Origin of the sequence: Stappia sp. ES.058, from assembly GCF_900105595.1 — a bacterium.
GTDB lineage: Bacteria > Pseudomonadota > Alphaproteobacteria > Rhizobiales > Stappiaceae > Stappia.
This window is the reverse complement of sequence record NZ_LT629784.1, coordinates 3,336,039-3,352,600: the sequence shown is the minus strand read 5'-3', so window position 1 is coordinate 3,352,600 and position 16,562 is coordinate 3,336,039. Positions and strand designations below refer to the sequence as shown.

At 64.2% G+C, this 16,562-nt stretch carries 15 protein-coding genes and 1 pseudogene; 6 read left to right on the top strand and 10 right to left on the bottom strand.

Annotated elements, in window-relative coordinates:
- From BLU32_RS15575 to BLU32_RS15565, 3 genes are all read right to left on the bottom strand, one after another.
- Positions 1–1,104 carry a 5-(carboxyamino)imidazole ribonucleotide synthase gene (locus tag BLU32_RS15575; protein WP_093811125.1) on the bottom strand — a complete coding sequence of 368 codons (1,104 nt, stop codon included), beginning with the start codon at positions 1,102–1,104 and terminating at the stop codon, positions 1–3.
- 82 nt (positions 1,105–1,186) lie between these two features.
- The gene (purE, locus tag BLU32_RS15570) at positions 1,187–1,684 is read right to left on the bottom strand and encodes a 5-(carboxyamino)imidazole ribonucleotide mutase (protein WP_093808445.1); all 498 of its coding nucleotides are present in this window, start codon (positions 1,682–1,684) and stop codon (positions 1,187–1,189) included.
- A 132-nt stretch (positions 1,685–1,816) separates the two neighbouring features.
- Positions 1,817–2,026: a YdcH family protein gene (locus BLU32_RS15565; RefSeq protein WP_093811123.1), complete on the bottom strand. Its 210-nt coding sequence runs from the start codon at positions 2,024–2,026 to the stop codon at positions 1,817–1,819.
- Between the two features lie 317 nt (positions 2,027–2,343).
- On the opposite strand from BLU32_RS15565, the gene BLU32_RS15560 reads away from it, so the two are divergent.
- The gene (locus tag BLU32_RS15560; RefSeq protein ID WP_093808443.1) at positions 2,344–2,523 is read left to right on the top strand and encodes a YdcH family protein; all 180 of its coding nucleotides are present in this window, start codon (positions 2,344–2,346) and stop codon (positions 2,521–2,523) included.
- Between the two features lie 105 nt (positions 2,524–2,628).
- On the opposite strand, the gene BLU32_RS15555 is transcribed toward BLU32_RS15560, so the two are convergent.
- Positions 2,629–4,266, bottom strand: a complete 1,638-nt coding sequence (locus BLU32_RS15555; protein ID WP_093808441.1) for an acyl-CoA synthetase — start codon at positions 4,264–4,266, stop codon at positions 2,629–2,631.
- 101 nt (positions 4,267–4,367) lie between these two features.
- Complete coding sequence (locus BLU32_RS15550) at positions 4,368–5,132, bottom strand: sulfite exporter TauE/SafE family protein (protein ID WP_093808439.1); 765 nt, start codon at positions 5,130–5,132, stop codon at positions 4,368–4,370.
- Between the two features lie 301 nt (positions 5,133–5,433).
- Here BLU32_RS15550 and BLU32_RS15545 point away from each other — a divergent pair, with 301 nt between their 5' ends.
- Positions 5,434–7,341: a propionyl-CoA synthetase gene (locus BLU32_RS15545; RefSeq protein WP_093811121.1), complete on the top strand. Its 1,908-nt coding sequence runs from the start codon at positions 5,434–5,436 to the stop codon at positions 7,339–7,341.
- A 178-nt stretch (positions 7,342–7,519) separates the two neighbouring features.
- Positions 7,520–8,311 (top strand): SDR family NAD(P)-dependent oxidoreductase, encoded by a 792-nt coding sequence (locus BLU32_RS15540; protein ID WP_093808437.1) that lies wholly within the window; start codon positions 7,520–7,522, stop codon positions 8,309–8,311.
- Positions 8,312–8,389: 78 nt separating this feature from the next.
- Here the strand turns inward: BLU32_RS15540 and BLU32_RS15535 are convergent, their stop codons facing one another.
- Entirely contained in the window at positions 8,390–10,291 is a 1,902-nt protein-coding gene (locus tag BLU32_RS15535) for an ABC transporter transmembrane domain-containing protein (RefSeq protein WP_093808435.1), read from the bottom strand.
- Positions 10,292–10,644: 353 nt separating this feature from the next.
- On the opposite strand from BLU32_RS15535, the gene rpmE reads away from it, so the two are divergent.
- Positions 10,645–10,869 carry a 50S ribosomal protein L31 gene (gene rpmE, locus BLU32_RS15530; protein WP_093808433.1) on the top strand — a complete coding sequence of 75 codons (225 nt, stop codon included), beginning with the start codon at positions 10,645–10,647 and terminating at the stop codon, positions 10,867–10,869.
- A gap of 169 nt (positions 10,870–11,038) precedes the next feature.
- On the opposite strand, the gene BLU32_RS15525 is transcribed toward rpmE, so the two are convergent.
- Positions 11,039–11,581 (bottom strand): DUF1465 family protein, encoded by a 543-nt coding sequence (locus tag BLU32_RS15525; RefSeq protein ID WP_093808432.1) that lies wholly within the window; start codon positions 11,579–11,581, stop codon positions 11,039–11,041.
- A 419-nt stretch (positions 11,582–12,000) separates the two neighbouring features.
- Positions 12,001–12,192 (bottom strand): DUF1192 domain-containing protein, encoded by a 192-nt coding sequence (locus BLU32_RS15520; RefSeq protein ID WP_093808430.1) that lies wholly within the window; start codon positions 12,190–12,192, stop codon positions 12,001–12,003.
- 131 nt (positions 12,193–12,323) lie between these two features.
- Between BLU32_RS15520 and BLU32_RS15515 the strand changes: the two genes are divergently transcribed.
- Together BLU32_RS15515 and BLU32_RS15510 are read left to right on the top strand one after the other, a co-directional pair.
- Entirely contained in the window at positions 12,324–13,334 is a 1,011-nt protein-coding gene (locus BLU32_RS15515; protein ID WP_197673623.1) for an NAD(P)H-quinone oxidoreductase, read from the top strand.
- A gap of 131 nt (positions 13,335–13,465) precedes the next feature.
- Positions 13,466–14,179: pseudogene (locus BLU32_RS15510) on the top strand (DUF1013 domain-containing protein); the annotation flags it as partial.
- A gap of 307 nt (positions 14,180–14,486) precedes the next feature.
- Here BLU32_RS15510 and BLU32_RS15505 read toward each other — a convergent pair.
- Together BLU32_RS15505 and BLU32_RS15500 are read right to left on the bottom strand one after the other, a co-directional pair.
- Positions 14,487–15,518, bottom strand: coding sequence for a peptidoglycan -binding protein (locus BLU32_RS15505; RefSeq protein WP_093808426.1), 1,032 nt, complete (start codon positions 15,516–15,518; stop codon positions 14,487–14,489).
- 25 nt (positions 15,519–15,543) lie between these two features.
- Complete coding sequence (locus tag BLU32_RS15500; RefSeq protein WP_093808424.1) at positions 15,544–16,545, bottom strand: flagellar motor protein MotA; 1,002 nt, start codon at positions 16,543–16,545, stop codon at positions 15,544–15,546.
- Positions 16,546–16,562: the final 17 nt, after the last annotated feature.

The window sequence follows — 16,562 nt, the reverse complement described above, 5'->3', positions numbered from 1 at the left end:
TCAGGCGCGCTGCGGGCGGATGCGGTTCACATGACCCATCTTGCGGCCCGCGCGCGTATCCGACTTGCCATAAAGATGCAGCGCGGCAGCGGGGTCGCGCAGGATTTCCTGCCACTGATCGATCTCGTCGCCGATCAGGTTTTCCATCACCACGTCGCTGTGGCGTTCGGCGCTGCCCAGCGGCCAGCCGGCAATCGCGCGCACATGCTGCTCGAACTGCGAGACGAGGCAGGCGTCCTGCGTCCAGTGACCGGAGTTGTGTACCCGCGGGGCGATCTCGTTGACCAGAATGCGCCCGCCCGCCCGCTGCGGCAGGACGAACATCTCCACACCGATCACGCCGACGTAATCGAGGCGCTCGGCAATGCGCTCGGCCATCGCGCGGGCCTCCGCCGCCAGTTGCGCATCAATGCCGGCCGGGATGGTCGAGGTCTTGAGGATATGATCGCGGTGAACGTTTTCGGCGACGTCGTAGGCGCGCACCGTGCCGTCGACCGCGCGGGCCGCGATCACCGACACCTCGCGTTCGAACGGTACGAACGCCTCGAGGATGGACGGGGCCTTGCCGATTTGTTGAAACGCGGCTGCGGCATCGGCGCTCTCGCGCAAAAGCACCTGTCCCTTGCCGTCATAGCCCATGCGTCGGGTCTTTAGGATGCCGGTGCCGCCCAGATGCGCAAGCGCGGGCGCGATGTCCCCGGCCGCGTCGATCCGGACGAAATCGGCAACGGGCACGCCGGCCTCGTGCAGGAAGGTCTTTTCGGCCAAGCGGTCCTGCGACACGGCAAGCGCATTCGGGCCAGGGTGCACGCAGACCCGCTCGGCAAGGTGGGCGGCCGTCGGTCCCGGCACGTTCTCGAACTCGTAGGTCACGACATCGACCGCAGCCGCGAATACATCGAGCGCGGAGATATCGTCGTAGCCGGCAATCGTGAAACTGCTGGCGACCTCGAAAGCCGGACTGTCGGGATCCGGGCACAGGATGTGCGTCTTCAGGCCCAGCGGTGCGGCGGCCAGCGCCAGCATCCGGCCGAGCTGACCGCCTCCGAGGATCCCGATCGTGTCGCCCGGCGACAGCGGGCGGGACGGCGCCTGAGTGGTCATGATGTTCGGATCCTTCGGCTGCAAGACGGTTCGGGTTCTGCTGACGCCCTGGAAAAGGGGAGCATATCGGGTGCGGAGGCCATCAGGCGTCGTCGACAGGCCGCTCCGCAACCGATGCGCTCTGGCGCGCGCGCCAGGTGTCGAGACGATCCGCCAGCGCGGGGTCGGTGAGCGCGAGAACGGCAGCGGACAACAGAGCTGCATTCACGGCTCCGGCCCGTCCGATCGCCAGGGTTCCGACGGGGATGCCGGCAGGCATCTGGACGATCGACAAGAGACTGTCCTCACCCTTCAAGGTGCGCGATTCGATCGGTACGCCAAAGACCGGCAGGGAGGTCATCGAGGCGGTCATGCCCGGAAGATGGGCCGCGCCGCCGGCGCCCGCGATCACGGTCTTGAACCCGGCATCCTTCGCGCCTTTGGCAAAGTCGTAGAGCCGGTCCGGTGTGCGGTGGGCTGACACGATCCGCGCGTCATGGGCTATCTCTAGCGCGTCGAGCGTATCCGCCGCGTGCTTCATGGTCGGCCAGTCGGATTGACTGCCCATGATGATCGCCACCGGCGGTCGTGTCGTGGTCATGCGCCCTTTACCCCGAAATCGGTTCGGTCCCGCGCTGCCTGTCGGGACACTTTCATGCAAGGCTCCGCACTATATGCAGCGCGATGGTGGGCGCAAGGGTGGCTGGCGTGTCAGTCAGGCGCAGCGTGCGGTTCAGGCAATGATATCCGGCAGGAGCTTGTCTTCCAGCGTGGTGATGCGGTCTTTCAGCGAGAGTTTTTTCTTCTTGAGGCGCTGCATCTGAAGGGCATCGCTGCGCCCTGTTTCGTTCATCGCCGAGATCGCCATGTCGAGGTCGCGGTGTTCCTGCCGCAATTTTGCAAGCTCGATGCGAACCGCGTTCTCATCGTGACCGCTGCTCATGCCTGAATCCATGCCTTACTCCACGCGTGCGGTCCGAAGCGGCTCGGACCGGATGTCGGCGACCGCGCGAAAACCTGCGCGGAATTCTTGTTCGCCCCGGGCAGGATACAGCGCGTGCGCCGTTTACGGTAGGGCCGTCTTCAACAGAGACGAAAACGACGTTCCCGACGTCACGAAACGACACGATGTCGCAGGGGGCAAACCACGCTGTAACCGCAGGGTAACCTTGCCCTCGATGCAACCCGGAAGCGTTCGACAGCCGGTATCCGCTGTGTCACACTCGTGTGGTCAAAAGCGCATAGGCAAGGAGGTTATCCATGTCCCTTCAGTCGCATCTCGTAGAGTTGCAGAGACGCCACTCCGACCTTGAACGTGAACTGGAAAAAGCGATGCGGCATCCAAGCACGGATTCGCTCGAGATCGCCTCCCTCAAACGCCGGAAGCTTCACCTCAAGGACGAGATCGAGAAACTGCAATCGAACACGACCTTGCACTGAAGTTCTCTTGACGCGAGTCTTGCAGGCCTGTCCTGCCGAACGACATCAGAAGCCGCGGCCTGGCCGCGGCTTTTGTCGTTTAAGGCGTGGGCGTATCGGGGTCCGCTACACGGACCTGGCCATCTCGCGCAAAACGAATTTCTGGATCTTGCCGGTGGATGTCTTCGGCAGTTCGGTGAAGACGACATGGCGCGGCGCCTTGAAACGCGCCATGCGTTCCCGGCAAAAGGCGATGAGATCATCCGCCGTTACACTGGCGCCGGCCTTGAGCTCGACGAAAGCGCAAGGCGTTTCGCCCCATTTCTCGTCCGGGCGCGCGACGACAGCGGCCGCGATCACCTGCGGATGTTTGAACAGCACCTCCTCCACCTCGATGGAGGAGATGTTCTCGCCGCCGGAGATGATGATGTCCTTGGAGCGGTCCTTGAGCTGGATGTAGCCGTCGGGATGAAGCACGCCGAGGTCGCCGGAATGAAACCAGCCGCCGGCGAAGGCCTCCGCCGTCGCCTCCGGGTTTTTCAGATAGCCCTTCATCACCACGTTGCCGCGAAACATCACCTCTCCGAGTGTCTCGCCGTCGGCCGGGACCTCTTCCATGGTTTCCGGATCGCGGACGGTGAGGTCTTCCAGCGCGACGTAGCGCACGCCCTGGCGTGCCTTCAGCGCAGCCTGTTCGGCCGCGGGGCGCGCGTTCCATTCACGCTTCCAGTCGTTGACGACGGCGGGGCCGTAAACCTCGGTCAGGCCGTAAAGGTGGGTCACATTGAAGCCCGCCTCCTTCATTGCGGCGAGCACCGATTCCGGCGGCGGCGCGGCGGCTGTGAAGAAATCGACGACGCGCCCGCCGAGGTCGCGCTTGTCGGCGTCCGCGGCGTTGAGGATGGTCGACATCACCACGGGGGCGCCGCACAGATGCGTCACGCCCTCGTCGGCCAGCGCATCCCAGATCGGCTTTTGCCGCACCTGACGCAGGCAGACATGGGTTCCGGCCACGACCGACATCGACCAGGGAAAACACCAGCCGTTGCAGTGAAACATCGGCAGGGTCCAGAGATAGACCGGGTGTTTGGCCATGCCGGCGGTCAGGATGTTCGCCTGGGCCAGCAGATAGGCACCGCGATGGTGATAGACCACGCCCTTGGGATTTCCGGTGGTGCCGGAGGTGTAGTTCAGCGCGATCGCGTCCCATTCGTCCGCCGGCAGCGACCAGTCGAACGCGGGATCGCCGCCCGTCACGAAGGCCTCGTAGTCGAGCGCGCCGAGCCGGTCTCCGTCCTGGGGAAACTCGGGATCGTCATAGTCGATGACCAGCGGCGACACCTCGGCGAGCTCCAGCGCCTCCTTCATCACCGGGGCGAACTCGCGGTCGGTGATCACGACCCTGCTGTTTGCGTGGTCGAGCTGAAAGGCGATGATGGCCGCATCGAGGCGGGTGTTGAGGGAGTGCAGGACGGCGCCGGTCATCGGCACGCCGTAGTGGGCCTCCAGCATCGGCGGCGTGTTGGCGAGGATCACCGTGACCGTGTCGTTCTTGCCGATGCCTCTCGCGGCAAGGGCGGAGGCGAGACGGCGGCTGCGGGCATAGAAGTCCGCATAGGAGGTGCGGGCCGTTCCGTGAACGATGGCGGTGTGATCGGGAAAGATGCTTGCGGCGCGCGCAAGGAAGCTGAGAGGCGACAGCGGCGTGTGGTTTGCCTGCGTCTTGTCGAGATCGCGTGTGTAGGGGCTGCCGCTTTCGGCCATTCTGTCCTCCGAGTCTCCGGCAGGTCCGCAATCCGGTCGCCGTTTCACGCGCCATCAAAGCGGCAAAGCGTCATGCGATCAACAGCAATGGTCTCAAGGCCTCAGCCCAAGAGCGCGCTCAGTCCGTCCCAGAACAGCTTGATCCCGATAATGCCGACGCCCGCATAGGTAATCTTGTAGAAGATCCCCGGCTGGATCCGCTTCACCAGCCAGGCTCCGGCCAGCGTTGCAAGTGGCGCGAGCGGTAAAAGCACCGCTGATGTGGCAAGGTTTTGCGCCGCGAACTGACCAAGGGCGGCATAGGGGATCAGCTTGATCGCGTTCACCGTGGTGAAGAAGATCACGGATGTGCCGGCAAAGCGCACCGGATCGAGGCGCAGCGGAAGCATGTAGATCTGATAGGGCGGTCCGCCGGCATGGCTGACGAAGCTGGTGAAGCCGGAGATCGTGCCCCAGAAGCGTCCGAGCCAGGGTCGCTGGGGACGCGGCTCGGCCCCGGCACGCGCACCGGCCACGGCGTTGAGCGTGAAGAGGATCGCCACGACGCCAATCAGCAGACGGACGTGGGCCTCGCTGACGAAGGCGGCGGTGAAATAGCCGATCGCTATGCCGACGATCGCGGCCGGAAGCAGGATCTTCAGGCTCGTCGTGTCGTATATGCCGCGGTAGGCGAACAGCCCGGCCATGTCCATCACGACGAGGATCGGCAACATGATGCCCGCAGCCTGCACCGGCGCGATGGTGAGGCTCATCAACGGCACGCCGAGCAGCGACAGCGGCCCGCCGAATCCGCCCTTGGCGAGGCCGACCATGATGACGGCGGGAATGGCAAAGGCGTAGAACAGGGGGTCGGTGATCGGGGTCATGAAGGTCTCGGCGCGGGGGCGTTCGCGTTGTCATAGGCCTTGAGAGAGCCGGTGTCACCTGCATCGGCGGAGATGGTTTTCGCTTTGGGGTCCGGGACTTGCTGCCGCGAAACCGTCCGAATCGCGCCCATACGCAAACTTCCCGATCTCCGAATGTCTTAAGCGCCGAAGTCTTGCCTTTCCCCGGCGTCTGGCGGCACATACGATGCCTATGGGCAGGAGACGCATCGTCGGCAACGATCCGGCAGCGGAGATCTCCGGGCCGGAATCCGCCGGCGCAAGGAACAGGGAGGAACGTCAGATGGCAAGCCGCTATCACGAGGTCTATGAGGGCTGGAAACGCGACCCGGACGGCTTCTGGGCGGAGGCCGCCGGCGAGATCGACTGGATCAAGCCCTGGGACAAGGTGTTCGACGAGACGCTTGGCGACTACGGACAGTGGTTCGCCGGCGCGGAGTGCAACACCTGCTACAATTGCCTCGACCGGCATGTCGAGCGCGGGCGTCCCGGCCAGCCGGCGATCATCTACGACAGCCCGATCACCGGCGCCAAGGCCGTCTATTCCTACGAGGAGACGCTGGAACGGGTGAACGCGATGGCCGCCGTCCTGAGCGACCAGGGCGTTGCCAAGGGTGACCGCGTCATCATCTACATGCCGATGATCCCGGAAGCCGTGATGGCGATGCTTGCCTGTGCGCGCCTGGGCGCGGTGCATTCGGTCGTCTTCGGCGGTTTTGCCGCGAACGAGCTTGCAACCCGCATCGACGACGCCAAGCCGACCGCGATCATCGCCGCGTCCTGCGGCATCGAGCCGGGCCGCGTGGTGACTTACAAGCCGCTGCTCGACGAAGCGATCGACATGTCCGTTCACAAGCCGTCCAACTGTTTCGTGTTGCAGCGCGAACAGTCGAAGGCGGTGCTGACCGACGGCCGCGACCATGACCTCGGCGTGCTGATGGACGAAGCACTTGCGGAGGGGCGCACCGTGTCGTGTGTGCCCGTCAAGGCGACGGACCCGCTTTATATTCTCTACACATCCGGAACCACGGGGCAGCCAAAGGGCGTCGTGCGCGACAATGGCGGCCATATGGTCGCGCTCAAGTGGTCGATGACCAACATTTACGGAATCGAGCCGGGAGAGGTGTTCTGGGCGGCGTCCGATGTGGGGTGGGTCGTCGGCCATTCCTACATCGTCTATGCGCCGTTGTTGCAGGGGGCGACCACCATTGTCTTCGAAGGCAAGCCGGTGGGAACGCCCGATGCGGGCGTGTTCTGGCGGGTGATCTCCGAGCACAATGTGGCAAGCCTCTTCACCGCGCCGACCGCATTTCGCGCCATCAAGAAGGAAGATCCGCGCGGAGAACTGATCGGTGACTATGACCTTGCCGGTTTCCGGTCCCTTTTCCTGGCCGGCGAGCGTGCCGATCCCGACACGCTGCAATGGGCGGAGGATCAGCTCGGGGTCCCGGTGATCGACCACTGGTGGCAGACGGAAACCGGCTGGACCATCGTCGGCAATCCGCTCGGGCTCGGGCTCCTGCCGATCAAGCACGGTTCGCCGACGGTTCCGATGCCGGGCTATGACGTTCAGGTTCTGGACGATGCGGGCCATCCCGTGCCGGCCGGGACGCTGGGCAACGTCGTGGTCAAGCTGCCGTTGCCTCCGGGCTGTCTGCCCACGCTCTGGCAAGCGCCGGAGCGCTTCCACAAGGCCTATCTCGACGAATTCCCCGGCTACTACAAGACAGCGGACGCGGGCGTCATGGACGAGGACGGCTATCTCTTCATCATGGCGCGCACCGATGACATCATCAATGTCGCCGGACACAGGCTTTCCACCGGTGCGATGGAGGAGGTCCTGGCCAGCCACCCGGATGTCGCCGAATGTGCGGTGATCGGCGTGGTCGATACGCTGAAGGGGCAGGCACCCTGCGGGTTCGCTGTGCTCAAGGCCGGTGTCAACCGACCGCATGAGGAGATCGAGGCGGAACTGGTCAAACTGGTGCGCCAGAAGATTGGCCCGGTGGCGGCCTTCAAGCTGGCGATCACGGTGGAGCGCCTGCCGAAGACGCGCTCGGGCAAGATCCTGCGCGCCACCATGCGCCAGATCGCCGACGGGACGGACGTTCGGGTGCCGGCAACGATCGACGACCCGGCGATTCTCGTTGAAATCGAGGAAGCGCTGAAAGCGCGCGGTCTCGCGGTGTGACAGTCCGACCGGGCGTGCGGCCGCGACTTGACGTAGCGTCCTCAGGCGTCTGCGGGCGGGGCCGTGCACCGGTGGGATCCGGGCCATCGACAGGCCGGTTTCCCCGGCCTATGGTCGCGGCGATGTCCGGCTTGGCTGGACAGTCACGATATCGACAACGCCACAAACGAGGATCCCAGTGTCCCTGGAAAACAAGGTAGCCATCGTCACCGGCGCGGCTGGCGGCATCGGTTTCGCGATCGCGAAGCGCTTCGTCACGGACGGGGCGAAGGTCGTCATCGCGGATCAGGACGAAACCCGCGGCGAAGCGGCGGAAGCCGAGCTCAAGGCGCTTGGCGACGTGTTTTTCGTCCATTGCAACGTGGCCGAGAAGCTCGACGTGCGCAATCTCGTCGCCGCGACGCTCGATGCCTATGGCGATATCGACATTCTCGTGAACAACGCCGGCATTGTCGTCGGCGCGGATTTCCTCGATCTCGACGAGACCGATTTCGACCGGGTTCTCTCCGTCAACCTGAAGGGCGCGTTCCTGTGCAGCCAGGCGGTTGCGCGCCACATGGTCGACAGGGTCAAGGAGGGCGGTACGCCCGGCTCTATCATCAACATGTCGTCGGTGAATGCTGTGTTCGCGATCCCCAACCAGGTGCCCTACTCGGTCTCCAAGGGCGGGTTGAACCAGTTGACCAAGGTGGCGGCGCTGTCGCTTGCCGAGTATGGCATTCGCGTCAACGGCATCGGCCCGGGCTCGATCATGACCGAGATGCTCGCCTCGGTGAATTCCGACCCGGCCGCGAAGGCGCGGGTTTTGTCGCGCACGCCGCTGCGCCGCGTCGGCGAGCCGTCGGAAATTGCCGGCGTTGCCGCTTTCCTCGCCTCCGACGATGCAAGCTACATCACCGGCCAGACGATCTATGCGGATGGCGGGCGCCTGCCGCTGAACTACACCGTCCCGGTTGCCGACCAGGACTGAGCCTGCGGCACGGTCACGAAAAAGTCGGCCATTTGGCCGGCTTTTTTGGTTGAGGACCGCGGTCCGGGACACGTGCCGCTATTCGGCTGCGGAGCGTTCGGACCCGGTGTCGGAGAACGCGCGCGCGCCGGTCTCGAACTGCAATTTTGCAAGCTTCGCGTAGAGCCCGCCGCGCGCGACCAGATCCTCGTGCCGTCCGGTTTCCACGATGCGCCCACCGTCCATCACCACGATCCGATCGGATTTCAAAACGGTCGCGAGACGGTGTGCGATGACGAGCGTCGTGCGTCCCTCCATCAACCGCTCCAGCGCTGCCTGCACGAGCGTTTCGTTCTCCGCGTCGAGCGCGCTTGTCGCCTCGTCGAGCAGCAGGATCGGCGCATCCTTGAGGATGGCGCGCGCAATGGCGATACGCTGGCGCTGGCCGCCCGACAAGGTGATGCCGCGTTCGCCGACCGGCGTGTCGTAGCCTTTTTCGAGCGCGCGGACGAATTCGTCCGCCGAGGCCGCGACGGCCGCCGCCTCGATCTCTTCGCGGCTGGCATCGGCGCGCCCGAAGGCGATGTTTTCGGCAATCGTCGCGCCAAAGACCGTCGTATCCTGCGGCACCAGTGCGATATGGCGACGGATGTCGACCGGGTCGCAATCGCGCAAATCGAACCCGTCGATGCGGATGGTGCCCGAAGTCGGATCGTAAAAACGCATCAAGAGGTGAAACAGCGTCGACTTGCCGGCGCCGGAGGGGCCGACCACGGCGACCGTTTCGCCGGGCGATATGTCGATGTCGATCCCGTCGAGCACGGGAAGGTTTGCCTCGGCGCCATAGGAAAACGACACGCTGTCGATATGTACCGCGCCGTCCATGCGTTTCGGCAGTTTTGCGGGTGCCGGCGGCGCCGCGATCTGCGGCTTGATCTGGAGGATTTCCGAAAGACGCTCGGCCGCGCCGGCGGCGAGCGAGATCTCGCCCCAGACCTGGCTCATTTCGCCGAGCGCGCCGGCGGCGAAGATCGAGTAGAGCAGGAACTGGCCGAGCTCGCCGGCGGTGATCCGGCCGACAAAGACATCGCTCGCGCCGACCCACAGAACCGTCACCACGCTGGAGGCGATAACGAAGATGGCGAAGCCGGTGAGGAGCGCGCGGGCCAGAATGGCGGTTCGGGCTGCCCGGAAGGCTTCTTCCACCGAGGACGAGAAGCGCCCGCCGGCATGGCGTTCGTTGGTGAAGGCCTGGAGCGTGCGGATTGCGCCGAGTACCTCCGTGGCATAGGCGGAGGCATCGGCCAGGGTGTCCTGCGCGTGGCGCGAGCGTCGGCGCACGGAGCGGCCGAAGGCGATCAGCGGCAGCACGATCACCGGAATGGCGCCGAGCACGAAGAGCGACAGGCGCGGGCTGGTGACGACCATCATGCCGGACGCGCCGAGGAACATCATCATGTTGCGCATGGCGATGGAGGCACTGGCGCCGACCGCGGATTTCACCTGGGTCGCATCGGCGGTAAGGCGCGAGATCATTTCGCCCGATCTGGCCTTGTCGAAATAGGCCGGCGACAGATGCACGAGATGCGAGAATACATCCGCGCGCACGTCGGCGACGATGCGTTCGCCGAGCGAGGTGACGAGGAAGTAGCGCAGGGCCGAGAAGGTGGCGAGGGCGGCGGCAACGGCAATCAGAACCGCGAAATAGTTGTTCACCAGCGAGGGATCGTCGGCGCCGAAGCCGAAATCGATCATCCGGCGGATGGCGACGGGCAGCACCAGTGTGGTTGCCGATGCGCCGAAAAGCGCAAGCAGGGCAAGCGTGGCATGCAGCTTGTAGCGCGCAACATAGGGAAGCAATTCGGCAAGCGGCCGGATGTCGCGTTTTCCGGCCCGTTGGGGAGCCGTTGATGAACCATAGCGGGACACGCTGTCTCTCTTCTCCGTGAAACGTCTTTTCGGTCTTGCGGCGTCGTCCGCGCCGGATCTTGAGCGGACCATAACCGGATCGGTATGCCAAGGCCAAGCGCCTCTATGCCGGCGTTTGGCCGCACCGGCGTTTTCGCGTCCGCGAATGGCTGGCACGATCGGCCCGCGGGCTTCGAGCCCGGGAGCGGCAACCCCGCCCTTGTTTTCGCCGTGCGTATCGGGTATAGGCACGCGATCAGGGTTTCGGGTCCTGGGCCGGTCGTCGGCTCAGCCCATGAGAACCGCACATCCACTCGAAACACGGTAGAGGTCGGCATCGCCGGGCGCGGCGCGTGTTTCTTCGGATTGTCGCGGTATAGCAGAGATCAACCAGACGCGCCGAGCCTCCCCAGGGCCGGTGTCAGCCGCAGGCACGGGGACTAACGATGAAAAAAGACATTCATCCCGCATACCATTCGATCAAGGTGGTGATGACGGATGGCAGCGAGTTTCACACGCGCTCCACCTATGGCGCAGAGGGCGATACGCTCCAGCTGGATATCGATCCGCGCACGCATCCGGCCTGGACCGGCGGCGACCGTCAGTTGATGGACCGTGGCGGCCGCGTGTCGCGCTTCAAGAACAAATACGCGGGCTTCCTCGGCAACTGAGCCGAAATGGCCGCTTCTGCGGCGCTTGTGCGAAAACGAAAAACCCCGGCCAGAAGCCGGGGTTTTTTCATGTCTGCCGTGGCACGAAGAACGAATGTTCGCCAGAAACCGCCACCCGCCGGCGCATCGACGGGCGGGTGTGTGACGGCGTCGGTTCAGGACACTCGGTTCATGACGGGCGGTTCTGGCCGAAGGCGGCGGTCAGCACATTGAGCTGCGCGGCGACGGGGTTTTCGCCCGGCACCGGCGTCGGCGCCCGGTCCTTGGCCTCATAGATCATCCGGTCGAGGTGCAGGATGCGCTCCTGAAGGCGCACGGAGCGGTCGATCAGGTCGCGAAGCTGTGCGGGAAGCTCGTCCCAGCCGGGTCCGCCCTGGCTGGAGGCCAATGTGTTGAGGCGAACCTTGTTCTTTTCGTTGCCCGCCTGTTCGAAAGACATCTCGCCCTCGTTCACGGCGCGCTGCAGCAATAGCCATGAGGCCATCTGCATCAGCCGGGTGGTCAGGCGCATCGATTCGGTCGCATAGGCGAGCGATGCCGCGCGCGGCAGCGATTTCGATTCCACCCGACCGTCGCCATCCAGATAGGCGGCTGTCTCTTCCACCAGCGCCATGCCGTCGCTGAACAGCGCAGAAAACATCTCCGAATTGGCAAGCCTGTCGACGAAATCGATGGGGCCGCCCTGGAAGGTCCGAGTGTTCCGGTCCGTCATGCGCCTGTGCCTCCTGTAAACTCGTGGGTCTTGTCGCATTGGCGGCCCGGATTGGGCGATGCCCGGTTTCAGTCCGGTGCATGCTGTCCCGAAATGGGCCGTGTGCTGTGACGTCTAAGGTCACTTCGCAAACGGTGTGCCAAGGGGAGGAGGCCACGATCCTCCTGTGTCCGTCCCCGGGATACACCGAAGCGCGGCACAAAAAAAGAGCCGCGACGAACGCGGCTCGAAGTCATTAACAGGGAGGCGTCAAACAGAGTGGACAGGAGCCACTCGAAATCCAGATGACTGGATATACAAAGTTATAATTTGGAAAGCTTAATAAACGGTAAATGAGTAAAATTTTAATGACCTGAAATGGGTCACCTTGCGTCGCCGTGAGACAAGCGCATTGAGTTCGTCAGCGTTTATTGATGTCTCTATTTGCGGAATACGGCATCCGCTGCCGCACGAACGCCACCGCGGGCATCGCGCTCCGCGGTCACCCGCAGGACCTCCGCCTGGAGCAGGGCGATCCGCTCCGCCAACTCCTGTTCGGACAGCCGGGACAGGTCTTCGCCGAGCACGACCGGCGCCGTGAGCGGACGTGCGCTTTCCTCATTGGCCGCCATCTTGCGATCTCCCGTCAGCTTGCCCAGTCAGAGATCAATTGTTCCGGCTTTCCGGTCCTGCGTCAATTGTCAGGGATGGCGGGAATGCGTAAACCGGTCGGTACGCGATTTTTCAGACCCTGGAGGCAGCGATGAGCACCACCGAGCGCATGATGACGGCAATCGGCTTCAAGAGCCCGGGAGGACCCGACGTGCTTGCCGCGGAAAACCGTCCGGTGCCTTCTCCGGGCGAGGGGCAGGTTCTGATTGCGGTGGCCGCCGCCGGGGTGAACCGGCCGGATGTGATGCAGCGCAAGGGCGCCTATCCGCCGCCTCCCGGCGTGACAGACATCCCCGGCCTGGAGGTTGCCGGAACGATTGTCGGCCTCGGGCCGCACGTCGAGGGTCTTGCGGAAGGCGATGCCGTCTGCGCGCTGGTGTCCGGCGGCGGCTATTCGCAATATGTGGTCGCCGATGCCGGGTGTGTGTTGCCCGTGCCCCAGGGCCTTACGCTGACGCAGGCCGCTGCGCTTCCCGAAACATTCTTCACGGTCTGGAGCAATGTCTTCGACCGGGTCGGCCTGACGGCGGGTGAGAGCTTTCTGGTGCATGGCGGCACGTCGGGGATCGGGACGACCGCGATCCAGCTTGCAAAGGCCTTCGGGGCAAGGGTGTTCACCACGGTCGGCTCGGAGGAAAAGGCTGAGGCGGCGCGCGCGCTCGGAGCCGATCACGTGATCGACTACAACCGCCAGAACTTCGTGTCGGAGATCCTCGAGATCACTGAAAAGCGCGGGGTCGATGTGATCCTGGACATGGTCGGCGGCGATTATGTTGAGCGCAACTGGAAGGTGGCGGCGGTCGAGGGGCGCATCTGCCAGATCGCCACGCTGAACGGGGTGAGCGAGCAGGTGAATTTCGCGCGCCTGATGGTGAAGCGTCTGACGCACACCGGTTCGACCCTGCGTCCGCGTGACCCCGCCTTCAAGGCTGCGATCGCGCAAAAACTGGCAAAGAACGTCTGGCCGCTGATCGAGAGGGGCGAGATCCAACCGGTGATGGATTCGACGTTTGCGCTAAAGGATGCCGCGAAGGCACATGCGCGCATGGAGAGCTCCGGTCACATCGGAAAAATCGTGCTTTTGACCGGCGCCGCGCCCTGATCCGTGTTTGATTTCGGGGCACGAAGCGCGTATAAGCCTGCAAGTTCCCCGTCAAAGTGACATGATTTCGGCTTTGCCAGCCGCCTTGCGAAAGCTTGGGACCTGGCGAAGCGCACAGGAGGATTTTACCCATGGCAACGCCTCCCTTGATGCCCAAGGCAACGGCCGTGTGGCTGGTGGACAACACGTCCCTGAGCTTCGATCAGATTGCAGACTTCTGCAACTTGCACCCTCTTGAGGTCAAGGCCATCGCGGACGGCGAGGCCGCACAGGGGATCAAGGGGCTCGACCCGGTCATGACCGGCCAGCTCAGCCGTGAGGAAATCGACAAGGCGCAAGCCAACACCGGCTACCGGTTGAAGCTGCAGGAAGCCAAGACCCGCGTGCCGGAAACCAAGCGCAAGGGTCCGCGCTATACGCCGGTGTCGCGTCGTCAGGATCGACCCAATGCGATCCTGTGGCTGGTGCGCAATCATCCCGAACTGAAAGATGCCCAGATCATGCGTCTGGTCGGCACCACCAAGCCGACGATCCTGGCGATCCGTGAGCGCACGCACTGGAACTCGGCGCAACTGACGCCGATGGACCCGGTCACGCTTGGCCTGAGCAGCCAGATCGAGCTCGACATGGAAGTCGAGAAAGCCTCGAAGAACCTGCCGCCGAAGCCGGAAGCCGAGGTCGAGTCCACTCTTCTGCCGGTCGACGAGACGACGTCGGAAGATGCGATGGCAGCCGCCTTTGCCCGTCCGGCGCCGACGCAGCCGAAGGAAGAGGAAATCGACGCGGATGCCGTTTTCGCAAGGCTGAATTCGCTCAAGGACGGCGGCGCGGCTCCCGCGGACGATGCAGAGGTGCCTGCCGATCCCTTCGCCGGAGATGCGGATGCGTCGGAGAGTGACGTGGAAGCGGACGCCGAGAGCGATGCCGAACCCGTTGCCGACGCAGGCGAGGAAAGCACGTCCGAAACGGACGATGACGGCGATATCGCCAAGGTACCCGATGCCGTCGAAAAGGACGCTGACAAAGCGGCCAAGGACGAAGAACCCACCGACAAGAGCTGAGGAGCCGCGGCTCTTCACGCCTTTGGTGGCACAGTCTGAGACAAGCCGCGCCGGATCTCCGGGGCGGCTTTTTTCGCGCCGGCGCGGGGGCTCAGCGCTCGGTGAGTTTCAGTTCGATGCGGCGGTTGCGGGCCAGCGCTTCGGGGTCGTCGCCGTCCTCGAGAGGTTGGAACTCTCCGAAGCCTGCGGCGACCAGGCGTTCCGGGTCGACGCCCTGGTTGATCAGGTAGCGCACGACGGAAATGGCGCGTGCCGCCGACAGCTCCCAGTTGTTGCGGAAGCGCCCCGTGCCCGACAGCGGACGGGCATCGGTATGGCCGTCGACACGCAGCACCCAGTTTATCTCGTCGGGGATCTGGACGGCAAGCTCCTGGACCGCGTCGGCGAGTTTCTTGAGCTCGGCCTCGCCCGCCGGGTTGATCGTGTCCTCACCAGAGGAAAACAGGACCTCGGACTGGAAGACAAAACGGTCGCCGACGACGCGGATATCGGAGCGTTGCGACAGGATCTCGCGGAGCCGGCCAAAGAAATCGGAGCGGTAGCGCGACAATTCCTGTACGCGCTGGGCCAGCGCCACATTCAGCCTGCGGCCGAGATCGGCGATCTTGGTCTGGCTCTCCCGGTCGCGGCTTTCCGAGGCTTCCAGTGCGGCTTCCAGCGCGCCGATCTGCCGGCGCAGGGCGGAGATCTGCTTGTTGAGCAGTTCGACCTGGGACAGCGCGCGCTGGGACAGCCGCTTTTCCGCGTCGAGCGCGGTCTCCAGCGTCGCAACGGCCCCTCCGGCCTGATCGGCCTGGTTGGCGGACGCGTCAAGCAGGCCGGCCAGCCTGTCGCGCTCGGATTGTGCATCGTTGAGATTGGCGGTGAGGGAGGCGATCGTATCTTCCAGGTCGCGCCCGCTCGCCCGTTCCAGCGCAAGCAGCTCCGTCAACTCGCTGATCTGTGCATTGAGGCGGTTCAGCACCGTGTCGCGCCCGGAGAGCTGCTGGCCCAGAAAGAACTGGGCAAGCACGAAAATCGACAGCAGGAAGATGATCACCAGCAGGAGCGACGCCATGGCGTCGACGAAGCCCGGCCAATAGTCGGTGCGCGCATCGCGCCGTCTGAGCCGTGAGCCGGCCATGATCAGCCCGTCCTTTCCGGTCCGCTCAACTCTTGTCGTCCTTGATGCGCTCGAAGGCGCGGGACATCGACTTCAGCAACTCCTCGATCCGCTTTTGCTGGACGGACTGGTCGTCCGCCCATTCGCGCATCATCTGCTGTTCGTTGCGCACGTGCTGCACCAGCCCTTGAATGCCTTCGGCCAGATTGGCCATCGCAACAGCAGCATTGCGGCCCGCGCCGCCGCTGCCGTCGGCCACCGCCTTGCGCAGATTGTCGATGGCGAAGCGCAATTCGGCCATTCCCGATCCGCCACCTGCGCCGTCTTCCGGTTCGATGTCAGTCTGCGTGGACAGCCAGTCCTCAAGCTCGTTGTAGAAACGGTTTTGCGCCTGGCCTGCCTGAAGGTCGAGGAAGCCGAGCACGAGCGAACCCGTGAGACCGAAAAGCGATGAGGAAAACGCGGTGCCCATGCCCGAGAGCGGGGCTTCAAGACCCGCCTTGAGATCCTCGAAGATCACATTGGCGTCGCCCGAGCCGACGTCCAGGCTCTGGATCGTGACATTGACGGAGCCGACCGTCTGCAACAGGCCCCAGAAGGTCCCGAGCAGGCCGAGGAAGACGAGCAGACCGGTGAGGTAGCGCGCCATCTCGCGGGCTTCGTCGAGGCGCATGCCGATGGAATCGAGGATCGAGCGGGTTGTGGCCGGCGAGAGCATCGTCTCGCCCGCGCGATTGCCCAGAAGCGTCGCCATCGGCGCCAGCAGGACGGGCGGGCGCCGAACCTCGATGCCCGGATCGCCGAGGCGGAACCCGTTGACCCAGTTGACCTCCGGCATCAGGCGGATGACCTGACGGATCGCAAGCAGAATACCGATCAGCCCCGTGGCGAGGATCAGGCCGTTGAGGCCTGGATTGCTCATGAAAGCGGTCGCGATCTGGCGATAGAGGATGAGGGCGAGAAACGCCACCACCGCCAGGAAAATCATCATCCGGATCAGATAGACCCAGGGACTGGACAGGCTGTACGGATCATAGGCGCGCGCCATGATGGCTTGTCGACTCC